We start from the raw sequence: 11,895 nt of genomic DNA, 5'->3' as shown, positions 1-11,895 counted from the left end.
GTCTGACGTCAGACATCAGATGCGCCAGGCACCTCTCCCCCGAAACTCAGGGATTCGCGATGTCACTCCCGGACGATCTCGCCGAGCAACTGCTCACCGCCATCATCGACGGCGCGTATCCGCCTGGCTCCGCCCTCCCGCCCGAGGGCGAGTTGTCCGAGCAGGGAGGTGTCAGCCGGCTGACCGTGCGCGAGGCCATCAAGCAGCTGCGTGCGCAGAACGTCGTCCGTGTGGTGCGCGGCCGAGGCACCTACGTCAACCCGCCCGACCGCTGGACGGCACTGGACGCAGTGGTCAGGGCCGCCTCGCGCACCGCGAGCGGGGCGCTGTCGGAGCAGCTGATCGAGGCCCGGCGGCTGATCGAGAACGGTGCCTGCGAGCTGGCCGCCTCCCGGCGCGACGAGTCGCATCTCGAAGAGCTGCGGCGGCACCTCGCCACCATGCGGGAGGCCGCCGAGGCCGCGGACACCGAGCTGTTCGTCCAGGCCGACATCGACTTCCACGACACCGTCATGCGGGCCACCGGCAACCTCTTCGTTCCGCTGCTCTTCGAGCCCTTCGGCGCGCTGCTCGTCGAGGGCCGCCGGCAGACGTCCGCGGTGCCGGAGATCCGTACCAACGCCATCGCCCACCACGAGCAGGTGCTCGCCGCCCTCGAGTCGGGCAGCTCGGAGGCGGCCCGCACGGCGATGAACGCCCATATGAACCAGACGGCCGACGACCTGCGGACGCACGTCATCAAGCGCGACCTCGACTGAGCGCGCACGTCTGCGCCGCCCCGGCGCGAACCACCGATCTGACCCTCCCTTCCCCTCAGGAATCCGCCCCTTCCCCTCAGGAATCCGCCATGTCTGTGTCCCTCCCTGCCCGGACCGGGCGCACCGCGCTCGACGGACTGCCGCCCGTCCGTGAGGTGTCCGCCGCCGAAGTGGCCGCCCGGATCGCCGGCGGACCACGTCTGGTCGTCTTGGACGACGATCCGACCGGCACCCAGACCGTCGCCGATGTGCCGGTCCTCACCTCCTGGACCGTCGACGACCTGCGCTGGGCACTGCGCCAGGACAGCGGCGCCTTCTTCGTGCTCACCAACACCCGGAGCCTGTCACCCGAGGACGCCGCGGTCCGCAACCGGGAGGTGGTGCGGGCGCTGCACGAAGCCTCCGCCGCCGAGGGCACCGGCTATGTGCTGGCCAGTCGTGGCGACTCGACGCTGCGCGGCCACTTCCCGCTGGAGACCGACGTCCTCGCCCAGGAGCTCGCCGCCGTGGGGGCCGGTGCCCCGGACGGTGTGGTGCTCGTCCCCGCGTACATCGAGGCTGGGCGGATCACCATCGACTCGTACCACTGGATGCGTACGCCGGACGGCGGACTGCTGCCGGTCGGCGAGAGCGAGTTCGCACGTGACGCGACGTTCGGCTACCGCAGCTCCGCGCTGCCCGAGTGGGTCGAGGAGAAGACGGGCGGGCGCGTCGCCGCCGCCGACGTACTGCGGATCACCCTCGACGATGTGCGGGTGGGCGGCCCGGCGCGGGTGGCGGAGCTGCTGTCCGGCCTCCGTGACGGCCGCACCGCGGTCGTCGACGCCGTCTGCGACGACGATCTGCGGGTGCTGGCGCTCGCCTTGGCCGAGGCCGAGGAACGGGGCGCCCGGCTGCTGTACCGGGTCGGCCCCTCGTTCGTACGGGCGCGGGCCGGACAGGCCGGGCGGGCGCCGCTCACCGCCGGGGAACTGCGGCCGCTGCGCGGCGACGCCCCGCACGGGCTGATCGCGATCGGCTCCCATGTCTCGCTGACCACACGGCAGTTGGAGCGGCTGCGGGAGCGCGGCGGGATCGCCGAGTACGAGCTGGACGTGGCGCTCCTTCTCGACGACGAGCGGCGGGAGGCGCATGTCGCCGACGTGGCGGCCCGCGCGGCCGGCGCGCTCGAGTCCTCGGACGCCGTGATCCGTACCTCGCGGGCCCTGGTCACCGGTGCCGACGCCGAAGAGAGCCTGGCCATCTCGCGCCGGGTCTCGGCGGCGCTGGTGGAAGCGGTCCGGCTGGTCAACGCGGCGCGCAGGCCCGCGTTCGTGATCGCCAAGGGCGGCATCACCTCCAGTGACACCGCCACCCACGGTCTGGAGATCCGCCGCGCCTGGGCGCGCGGCACCCTGCTGCCCGGCATCGTCTCGCTGTGGCAGCCCGTCGACGGCCCCGCCGCCGGCATCCCGTACATCGTCTTCGCGGGGAACGTCGGCGGCGACGAGGCCCTCGCCGACGCCCTCGACCTGCTCAGGAGCGCCTGATGCTGCTGCACGGAACCGACGCGCTGAAGGCCGCGGCCGCCACCGGACAGGCGCTGCCCGGGTTCGTCGCGTACAACCTGGAGACGGTGCAGGCCATCACGGCTGCCGCCGAGACCGCGGGACGCCCGGTGCTGATCCAGGCGGGCGCCGGTCCCTTCCGGTACGCAGGACAGCAGGCGTTGATGCGGCTGGCGCTGGACGCTGCCGACCGCTCGACGGCTCAGCTGGGGGTGCACCTGGACCACAGCCGGGACCTCGACGAGATCACCGCGTGTCTGGAGGCGGGCTACACCTCGGTGATGGTTGACGGCTCGCATCTGCCGTTCGCCGACAACATCGCGCTGACCAGTGAGGCCGTACGGCGGGCAGGTGACTACGGCGCCTGGGTGGAGGCCGAGTTGGGCGCCCTCGCGGGCGACGAGGACGTCTCCACCGACGCGGTGGCATCGGCCGCGGCCATGACCGACGCGCGGCAGGCGGCCGAGTTCGTCGCCGAGACGGGCGTGGACGCCTTGGCCGTCGCGGTGGGCAACGTACACGGCTTCACCAAGGAACCGGTGCGGCTGGACCTGGACCGTCTCGCGGCGATCCACGCGGCCGTGCCGGTGCCCCTGGTCCTGCACGGCGCGAGCGGGCTCCCCGTCGAGCAACTGCGCGGCGCCCTGGCCCGCGGGGTCGCCAAGGTCAACGTCAACGCGGAGCTGCGGCGGGCCTACCTGGAGGCCCTCCGCGACCACCTCCCGGACGCGCTGCCCGGCTCCGACGTCGTCGCGCTCTGGTCCGCCGCCCGCGACGCGGTCACCGCCGCCGCCCTGACCGTCATCGACCGACTGAGTCAGAACTTGTGACATCAGACATCTACGTCTGATGTTGCCCTCCGGGCCCTCCCCAGCCCCGGAATCCCTTTCCCGCTCGCCCTCTACCAGGAGGACAAAGATGTCTCCCCGTCCCCGTACCGCCGTGCTCGGTCTCGGTGCCATGGGTCTGCCCATGGCCCGGCGGCTGGCCGGTGAACTGCCTGTCGTCGTGTACGACATATCCGCCGAACGGCGCGCGCTGCTGACCGCCGAAGGCGCCGTCGAAGCGGCGTCCCCCGCCGAGGCGGCCCGTGAGGCCGACGTGGTGCTGCTCGCGGTGCGCGACCGCGCGCAGGTCGAAGGCGCGCTGTTCGGGCCGGACGGCGCCGCCACGACGCTGCGGCCCGGAGCCGTGGTGGTGCTCACCAGCACGGTGGGCCCCGAAGCGGCCCGCGCCGTCGCCGAACGGCTCGCCCCGCAGGAGGTCCTCCTCGTGGACGCGCCGGTCAGCGGCGGCCCCGTACGGGCCGGCAACGGCGATCTGCTGATCGTCGTCGGCGCCGAGGACACGGCGCTCAAGGCGGCCCGTCCGGTACTCGACCTGCTCGCCTCCACCCTCACCGTCATCGGCCCGCGGCCCGGCGACGGCCAGGCGCTGAAGGCCGTCAACCAACTGCTGGCGGGGGTGCACATCGCCGCCGCCGCGGAGGCGGTCGCCCTCGCCCGGGGCCTGGGTCTCGACCCGGCCACGGTCGTGGACAGCCTCAAGCACGGGGCGGCCGGCTCCTTCATGTTCGCCGACCGCGGGCCGCGCATGGTCGAGACCTACGAGGACGGGCCGGACCCGGAGGTCAGGTCCCGGCTGGACATCTTCGTCAAGGACATGGGCATCGTGACGGGCATCGCCAAGGACGCCCATGTGCCCGTGCCGCTCGCCGCCGCCGCCGAACAGCTCTATCTGCTCGGCGAACACGCGGGCCTGGGTGACCGTGACGACTCCTCCGTCGTCACCGTGCTGTCCCCGAAGAACACGAAGGGCACGACGAAGGACACGAAGAACACGAAGGACACGAAGGACATGCAGAAGGCGATCAGAGCGGCGGGAGACACACGATGAGCCACAACACCCTGCTGATCATCGCGGTCGCCGGTGTCGCGACCCTGCTCCTGCTCATCCTCAAGGCCAAGGTCCAGCCCTTCGTCGCCCTCGTGGTCGTCAGCATCGGCGTCGCGCTGTCCGCGGGCGTACCCGCCGCCGACCTGGTGAAGACCATCGAGGACGGCATGGGGGCCACCCTGGGCCACATCGCGACCATCATCGCGCTGGGTGCGATGATCGGCCGGATCATCGAACTCTCCGGCGGCGCCCACGCGTTCGCGCACGCGCTCATCGACAAGTTCGGCAGCAAGCGCACCCCGCTGGCGCTGACGGTCGCCGGATTCGTCCTCGGCATCCCGGTCTTCTTCGAGGTCGGCCTGATCATCCTGATGCCCATCGCGTACGGCGTGGCCCGCGCCTCCCGCAAGCCGCTGCTGGTGTACGCGCTGCCGATGGGCGCCGCGATGCTCACCGTGCACGCCTTCCTGCCGCCCCACCCCGGCGCGGTGGCCGCCACGGAGGCGATCGGCGCCAGCCAGGGGCTGGTCCTGCTGATGGGCGTCCCGCTCACGGCGGTCGTCGTCCTGCTGGGCTACCTGGTGTCACGGCGTCTCACCCGCCGCGAGTACCCGATGGATCCCGCCGTGTACGCCGAGGTGTACGGCGACGAGAAGTCGGCCCCCGCCGACGGAGCAGGCGGCACGGACACCGGGCCGGACGGCACCGCGTCGCCCGCTCCCGCAGGCGACGGGCACGGCACCGCCGTCCTCACCAGGCCCGCCGGTACGGCCACGGAGGTCCGGCCGCCGTCGCTCGCCATGGTGCTGACCCTGATCGTCACCCCGATCCTGCTGATCCTGCTCGGCACCCTCGGTCAGAACCTGCTCGCCGACGGCTCCACGCTCCGCGCGGTCCTCACGGTCCTCGGCGCCCCGATGGTGGCCCTGCTGATCGACGTCACCCTGTGCGCGTACTTCCTGGGCGCCCGGCGCGGCTGGAACCGTGCGCGCATCGCGGACGTGATGGGCTCGGCGCTGCCGTCCGTCGCGATGGTGATCCTGGTGGCGGGCGCGGGCGGCGTCTTCGGCAAGGTCCTGGTCGCCAGCGGCATCGGCGACGCGATCGCCGACGTACTGGAGCGGACCGGGTTCCCCGCACTGGTGCTGGCCTTCGTGACGGCGCTGGCCCTGCGGGCCGCCCAGGGCTCGACCACGGTGGCACTGATCACCACCGCGGGCATCCTCACCCCGCTGCTGCAGCGCGCCGATCTGTCGACCGGTCAGCTGTCGCTGGTGGCGCTGGCGATGGGCGCGGGCGGCCTGTCCGTCTCGCACATCAACGACGCCGGGTACTGGATGTTCACCAAGCTGGCCGGCCTCGACGTCTCGGCCGGACTGCGCACGTGGACCGTCCTGACCACCGCCATGGGGCTGATGGGCTTCGGGCTCACGGCCTGTCTGTGGCCCCTGGTCTGAGCCCACTGGCACGTCGCTCGTTGTACGGCGCCGCGGTCCCGGGGACCGCGGCGCCGCCACGCCCGTGGGACTCCGCGCGGTCCGGCGCCCGGGCATCACCAGGCCACGGGCAGCTCCCGCACCCCGTGGATCGCGCGCCCCTCGAACGCGTACTCCTGGGCGGGAGAGCCGGTGACCAGAAGGGGCAGCGGCAAGGTGAAGTGCTCGACGAGATCGGCGGGTTGCTCCTGTTTGACGAGGCCGTCGAGGAGTTCGTCGGTGAGGCGCCGTATGGCCGGCCGCAGTTGCTCGACCCGGCGGAAGGTGAACTCGGGGATGAGCATGCGGCGCAGCCGGGTGTGGTCGGGCGGGTCCATCGCGAACAGCTGGCCGGGGGTGCGCGGCGGTGTCGTCGGCTGGAGCCCGGGGAAGCCGGGCCGGACGTTCTCCGAGCTGAACCGTGGGTCGCTCAGGACGGCGCGGGCGTCCTCGTGCCGGGTGACGAGCCAGGGTGGTTGTCGCCCCACAGGGTGATCCTGTCCAAGGGCCGCTCCGTGATCCAACGTCCGTATTCGGCGGCGGGATCGAGGAGGGCGGTGACGGGGCAGGGGCGGCGGCGTGGGGCCCGTCGGGTGCATGGTGGGGGCTCCAGTGGTCAGGGGGAGGTGATGCCGGCAAGGGTGAGGAGGAGGTCCTTGACGTCGGTCGCGTCGATCTCGTCGCGCGCGGGACCGGGCAGCGAGCACAGCAGGACCGGGCTGTCCTGCGGGTCCTGCGGCAGCCGGCCGTGGCTGCCGCGCACGCCGGAGGGGTCCAGAGGGACGGTCTTGATGCGGTAGCGCAGGCCGGCCTTCTTGCGGGCGACCTGGCCGATGGCGCGTGCTTTCACGCCGGGCACGGTGGGGTCGTAGAGGAGTTCGGCGGGGTCGTAGCCGGGCTTGCGATGGATCTCGACCTGGCGGGCGAAGTCCGGGGCGCGGTCGTCGTCCAGCCAGTAGTAGTACGTGAACCAGGCGTCGGAGTCGGCTACGGCGACCAGCTCTCCCGCGCGTTCGTGCGCGAGTCCGTGCCGCGCCTTGCCCTGCTCGTCGAGCACCTCGTCCACGCCGTCGAGGCCGGCCACGATCTCGGCGGTCTTGGCGAGGTCGGCGGGGTCGCGGACGTAGACGTGGGCGACCTGGTGATCGGAGACCGCGAAGGCGCGGGACGTCCAGGGGTCGAGGTATTCCATGCCGTCCTGGGTGTGGACTTCCAGCAGGCCTGCCCGGCGCAGCGCGCGATTGATGTCGACCGGGCGGGATGCGGGCGCGATGCCGTACTCGCTCAGGATCACCACCGTGGCGTCCTCGCGCCGGAAGTGGTCGAGCAGGGGGCGCAGCGCGTCGTCGAGCCGACGGGCCTCGCGGGCGGACTGCGGCGAGTCGGGGCCGGAGCGCTGGGGTTCGTAGTCCAGGTGCGGTACGTAGACGAGGGTGAGGTCGGGGCGGTGCTCGTCGAAGATCTGGCGGGCGGCGGCGAGGATCCACTGGCTGGAGGGCATGCCCGCGTTGGGACCCCAGTAGGTGAAGAGGGGGAACGGGCCGAGTCTGCTGGTGAGTTCGTCGTGCAGGGCGGGCGGCCGGGTGTAGCAGTCGGGTTCCTTGCGGCCGTCGGAATAGTAGACGGGGCGCGGGGTGACGGTGAAGTCGACGTCGGCACCCATGGCGTACCACCAGCAGACGTTGGCGACCTTGTAGTCGGGCTTCGTCCTGCGCGCGGTGTGCCACAGTTTCTCGCCGCCGACCAGGGCGTTGTGCTGGCGCCACAGGAGGACTTCGCCCAGGTCGCGGAAGTACCAGCCGTTGCCGACGACGCCGTGTTCGGTGGGCGGCACGCCGGTGAGGAGGGTGGACTGCACGGAGCAGGTCACGGCGGGCAGCACGGGGTTGAGGCGGGCCTGGAAGCCCTGGGCGGCGACGGCCGAGACGGCGGGCATGTGGCGCAGCATGCGGGGGGTGAGGCCGACGATGTCGAGGACGACCAGTCTCGTCATGAGACGGGTTCCTTTCTCAGGAGTGTTTCTTGGGTGAGGCCGAGTTCCTCGAACCGGTCGCGGGTCCAGGCCAGTTCGGCGGCGAGGCCCGCGACGAGGCCCTCGCGGTCACGGGGCCGCAGGTGTTCGGGCAGGACCGACCAGGTGTAGGTCTCGACCTCGACGTGGTCGCAGAGGGCCTGCGGGCCTCCCAACAACTCGCCCAGGGCGGTGGTCAGTTCGGCCGCCGTGGTGCGCAGTGGCGGTTCGGGCTCGGCGTGCAGCGGGGCGTGGAAGTGGACCCGCCAGGCCGAGCCTGCGTCCAGGCCTCCGTCCAGGGCGTCCGGGAGGTCGTCCACGCCGGTGACGTCGCCCTGCGGGGCCGTCCGGGTCTGGTGCAGGAAGCGGGGTTCGGCGAACCGGGCCAGCGCGCGCCGCGCCTTCGGGTCGGCGGGGTCGTCGGCCTGGAGGGCGCTGGACGCCTGCACCTTCACGACCGGGAGGCCGGCGTCGGCGAGCCGGCGCAGCGCTGCCGCCGGTTCCTCGAACTGCACGGCGAGATGGCAGGTGTCCAGGCAGATCCCGAGCCGCTCGGGGTCCACTCCCCCGAGTTCCCGGGCCGCCTGGACGGTGTTCTCCACCAGGCATCCGGGTTCGGGCTCGAAGCCGACCCGGATCGTACGGCCCGTCTCTCGCTCCACGTCGGCCAGTTCGGCCGCCAGTCGGTCCAAGGCCCGGCGGGCCATGTCCCGGGCGTCCGTCTGCCACGGGGTGCGTCAGGCCAGGGGCAGGGTCGAGACGCTGCCGCGCCGCGCGTCGTCGGGCAGCAGTCCGGCGAGGACCCGGGCGCAGTCGACGGTGTAGGTCAGGCGAGCGGGGTCGGTCCAGTCGGGCAGGTAGACGTCCTTCTTGACGACCTCGCGGTGGAAGCCGCCGTAGGGGAAGGCGTTGAGGGTGACGGTCTCCAGGCCGCGTGCGGTCAGTTCGGCGCGCAGGCGGAGTACGGCGTCGGGGCGGGTGGACAGGTCGGTGACCACGTCGCGGGCCAGCCACAGGCCGATGCCGAGCAGGCCGGCGCCGAGGGTTTCCCGTACGGGCTCGGCGTAGGCGGCGAGCTGGTCCACCACTCCGTCGAGGTCCTCGGCCTGGTGGACGTTGCTGCAGTAGGCGAGGTGGACAATCGTTCCGTCGGCGTGTCGGAAGCGCACTACGGGGTCACTCTCCGCCGCGCTTGATCGAGTTGCCCTCGAACAGGGCCGTGTCGTCCGGATCGACGTCATCCCGCTTGACGTCTTCGAGGTCCAGTCGGCCGCTCTGCCCGTAGAAAGCCACCGGGTTACGCCACATCACCTGGTCGACGGTGTCGTCGTCGAAGCCGGCGGCGAGCATCGCGTCGGCGGTCCTGCGGGTCTTGAGGGGGTCGCTGCGGCCCCAGTCCGCGGCCGAGTTGACGAGCATCCGCTGGGTGCCGTGCTCCTGGAGGATCCGCACCATGCGGTCCTCGGTCAGCTTGGTGTGCGGGTAGATGGAGAAGCCCATCCAGCAGCCGCTGTCGGCGACCATGGCCACGGTGAGTTCGTTGAGGTGGTCGACGAGGACGTGCTCGGGCGGGATGCCGGACTCGCGGACCACGTCGAGCGTGCGGCGGGTGCCGACGGCCTTGTCGCGGTGCGGGGTGTGGACCAGCACGGGCAGCTCGTGCTCGACGGCGAGTTCGAGCTGGCGGGCCAGGGCCTCGTCCTCCTCGGGGGTCATGGAGTCGTAGCCGATCTCGCCGACGGCGACCACCCGGTCCTTGGCCAGGTAGCGCGGCAGGACGTCCAGCACCCCGGCGCAGCGCGGGTCGTTGGCCTCCTTCGGGTTGAGGGCGATGGTGCAGCGGTGCTGGATGCCGAACTGCGCGGCGCGGTACGGCTCCCAGCCGAGCAGCGCGTCGAAGTAGTCGGTGAAGCTGTCCACCGAGGTGCGCGGCTGGCCGAGCCAGAACGACGGCTCGACGACCGCCCGTATGCCGGCCGCGTACATCGCCTCGTAGTCGTCCGTGGTGCGTGAGGTCATGTGGATGTGGGGGTCGAAGATGCGCATCATGCGGCTCCTGCGGGCGCGGTGGCGGAGTAGGCGGCGAGGGCCCGTGCGGCGGCGGCGCGGCGGTCGGGCACGGGTGAGTCGGTTTCCGCGGGCAGCCCGGAGGCCTGCAGCGTGCCGGGGTGCGCGCGGACGACCGGCCAGACGTCGGCGGGAACGTCCCGGCCGGCGGCGACCCGCTCGTGGGCGAAGTCGACCAGCATGCGAGCGAGTTCGCGGTCCGCGCGCTCCGGGATGCCTGCGACCCGGTCGAGGGGGATGTCGCAGAAGACGCACTTCAGTACGGCGTGCCGGTAGCCGTCGTAGTCCAGGTGGCGTGCGGCGTACGGGCCGAGGGCCGCCTCGATCAGGTCCGTGTCGTTGCCCCGCAGCGCCGCGCGCACCAGCGGCAGTCCCAGGTCGGCGAAGGAGGCGTCCGCGTCCTCCAGCAGCGCCAGCGACCGCAGCACCGCCCGTTGCTCGGCGGCGTCGCCGTACCGGTGGAGAGCGGTGATCTCCTCGGCGAGCGCCGCTCCGCGCAGCGGCAGGGCGGCGAGCAGCCGGGCGCGGGCGGCGTCCGCCACCGTCCAGCCGGCGACGAGCGATCCGCGCCCGCAGCGTCGGCCGACGGCCGGGAAGACGGTGCGCACGGCTGCCGGGTCCTGGCCCACGCGGGCGACGGCATCGGTCAGCCAGCGTTGCGCCTCGGCGGTGAGATGCAGGTCGAGGGCGGTATGGATGCGTGGGTCCAACGCGCATACCTCCTGTTCGGATGCGCGTACGGCGACGGCCGTACGGGGGTGGGGGTGGGTGGTGCTCGCCGGAGTCGGAGTGAAGGAACGTTTCCGCGTCAGAAGGGCTCGGCAGCCTTCAGGAACTCCAGGGAGCGGTGGGCGACTTCGGGGGCGTTCAAAGACGCGCCCTGGATCTCCACCGAGACCGGTCCCTGGCAGCCGGAGGCCTTCAGGGCGGCCAGGACGGGCGGGAAGTCGATCTCGCCCGTACCGAATTCGAGGTGTTCGTGCACACCGCGCTTCATGTCCTCGATCTGCACGTTCACCAGATGCGGCACCGCCAGCCCGACGCAGTCGAGCAGGGGCAGCTCCTCGACGCAGTGGGCGTGGCCGATGTCGAGCGTGATGCCGAACAGGTCGGGGTCGCCGAGCCGCTGCCGCAGGTCCAGAACCCGTTGCACGGTGTCGACGAACATGTACGGCTCGGGCTCGAACCCCAGGGCCACGCCGTGCTCACGGGCGATGCCCAGGACCTCTTCGCAGCCCGCGGCCAGCCGCTTCCAGGCCTCCTCCTCGGGCATGCCCTCCGGCGCCGGTCCGCTGCACAGATGGACGGCCGGGGCACCCAGGTCGGCCGCGACGCGCACCGCGCGCGCCAGCAGGTCGACGCGCCGCTCGGCGCCCTGGGCCGACATCAGGGTGGGGGTGTGCTTGTGCCACGGATCCAGCAGGTACGGCGATCCGGTCTCGACCATGACGGCCAGACCGAGCCGGTCCAGCCGCCGCGCCAAGTGGCCGACCTGCCGGGGCAGATCGGCGGCGAAGGGGTCGAGGTGACCGTGGTCGAGGGTGAGGCCGACCGAGTCGTAGCCCAGGTCGGCGAGCACGGTCAGCACGTCGTCGAGCCGGTGGTGGGCGAAGCCGTTGGTCCCGAAGCCGAACCGCAGCCGTCCCGCGGGCTCAGGTCCCGCGGGCTCAGGTCTCGAAGGCTCAGATCTCGCGGACTCAGATCTCGCGGACTCAGATCTCGCGGACCCAGGTCCGTCGAGCGCGGGTCTCGCGGACTCAGATCTCCCGGACCCAGGTCCGTCGAGCGCGGGTCTCGCGGACTCAGATCTCCCGGACCCAGGTCCGTCGAGCGCGGGTCTCGCGGACTCAGATCTCGCGGACCCAGGTCCGTCGAGCGCAGGTCTCGTGGTCATGTGGGCGACACCCTCCGGGCGAGTCTCCGCGCCAGCGGGTGCGCCACGGCCAGGACACCGGCCAGGCCCGCTCCACCGCCGCCCGCGGTGAGCGCCGCCTGCAGGGGCATCAGCGACATGATCCCGGTGCCGACGGCATCACGGACGTTCGCCGCGGACGGCTCCCGCGCCGCGCGTGCCTGCGCCGTGCCGTACGAGGCGAGGTAACCGAGCGCGCCGGCGGCGGCGCCGATCCGTGCCGCCCGGC

At 72.3% G+C, this 11,895-nt stretch carries 10 protein-coding genes and 2 pseudogenes; 5 read left to right on the top strand and 7 right to left on the bottom strand.

Translation table 11 applies throughout. From position 1 onward, the window contains the following. The first annotated feature begins 59 nt into the window (after positions 1-59). The 5 genes from CLM62_RS39440 (at position 60) to CLM62_RS39420 (ending at position 5,658) form a co-directional block, all read left to right on the top strand. The gene (locus tag CLM62_RS39440) at positions 60-758 is read left to right on the top strand and encodes a FadR/GntR family transcriptional regulator (RefSeq protein ID WP_095754691.1); all 699 of its coding nucleotides are present in this window, start codon (positions 60-62) and stop codon (positions 756-758) included. An 89-nt stretch (positions 759-847) separates the two neighbouring features. Beyond that, the gene (locus CLM62_RS39435) at positions 848-2,287 is read left to right on the top strand and encodes a four-carbon acid sugar kinase family protein (protein ID WP_095754690.1); all 1,440 of its coding nucleotides are present in this window, start codon (positions 848-850) and stop codon (positions 2,285-2,287) included. Continuing rightward, positions 2,287-3,135, top strand: coding sequence for a class II fructose-bisphosphate aldolase (locus CLM62_RS39430; protein ID WP_095754689.1), 849 nt, complete (start codon positions 2,287-2,289; stop codon positions 3,133-3,135). The genes CLM62_RS39435 and CLM62_RS39430 overlap by 1 nt, the downstream gene beginning before the upstream one ends. Before the next feature lie 88 nt (positions 3,136-3,223). Further along, positions 3,224-4,201: an NAD(P)-dependent oxidoreductase gene (locus CLM62_RS39425; protein ID WP_095754688.1), complete on the top strand. Its 978-nt coding sequence runs from the start codon at positions 3,224-3,226 to the stop codon at positions 4,199-4,201. Further along, complete coding sequence (locus CLM62_RS39420) at positions 4,198-5,658, top strand: SLC13 family permease (RefSeq protein WP_095754687.1); 1,461 nt, start codon at positions 4,198-4,200, stop codon at positions 5,656-5,658. Before CLM62_RS39425 ends, CLM62_RS39420 begins: the two co-directional genes overlap by 4 nt. 95 nt (positions 5,659-5,753) lie before the next feature. On the opposite strand, the gene CLM62_RS39415 is transcribed toward CLM62_RS39420, so the two are convergent. The 7 genes and pseudogenes from CLM62_RS39415 to CLM62_RS39385 all read right to left on the bottom strand — a co-directional run. Next, positions 5,754-6,164, bottom strand: a complete 411-nt coding sequence (locus tag CLM62_RS39415; RefSeq protein ID WP_179382419.1) for a cytochrome P450 — start codon at positions 6,162-6,164, stop codon at positions 5,754-5,756. 128 nt (positions 6,165-6,292) lie between these two features. Next, on the bottom strand, positions 6,293-7,669 hold the full coding sequence (locus tag CLM62_RS39410; RefSeq protein ID WP_095754686.1) for an alkaline phosphatase family protein: 1,377 nt from the start codon (positions 7,667-7,669) through the stop codon (positions 6,293-6,295). After that, positions 7,666-8,856 (bottom strand): annotated as a pseudogene (gene eboE / locus CLM62_RS39405) (metabolite traffic protein EboE). The gene CLM62_RS39410 and the pseudogene eboE overlap by 4 nt, the downstream one beginning before the upstream one ends. Positions 8,857-8,863: 7 nt before the next feature. Continuing rightward, entirely contained in the window at positions 8,864-9,733 is an 870-nt protein-coding gene (locus tag CLM62_RS39400; protein ID WP_179382422.1) for a TatD family hydrolase, read from the bottom strand. Further along, positions 9,733-10,464, bottom strand: a complete 732-nt coding sequence (locus CLM62_RS39395; RefSeq protein WP_095754684.1) for an EboA domain-containing protein — start codon at positions 10,462-10,464, stop codon at positions 9,733-9,735. The genes CLM62_RS39400 and CLM62_RS39395 overlap by 1 nt, the downstream gene beginning before the upstream one ends. Before the next feature lie 98 nt (positions 10,465-10,562). Then, entirely contained in the window at positions 10,563-11,393 is an 831-nt protein-coding gene (locus tag CLM62_RS39390) for a sugar phosphate isomerase/epimerase (RefSeq protein WP_095754774.1), read from the bottom strand. A gap of 251 nt (positions 11,394-11,644) precedes the next feature. Further along, positions 11,645-11,895: pseudogene (locus tag CLM62_RS39385) on the bottom strand (prenyltransferase); the annotation flags it as partial.

Origin of the sequence: Streptomyces sp. SA15 (genome assembly GCF_002291145.1) — a bacterium.
In the GTDB taxonomy this organism is placed as follows: Bacteria; Actinomycetota; Actinomycetes; order Streptomycetales; family Streptomycetaceae; genus Streptomyces.
Note: the sequence above shows the minus strand (reverse complement) of the source record. Positions and strands in the feature narration are given on the sequence as shown.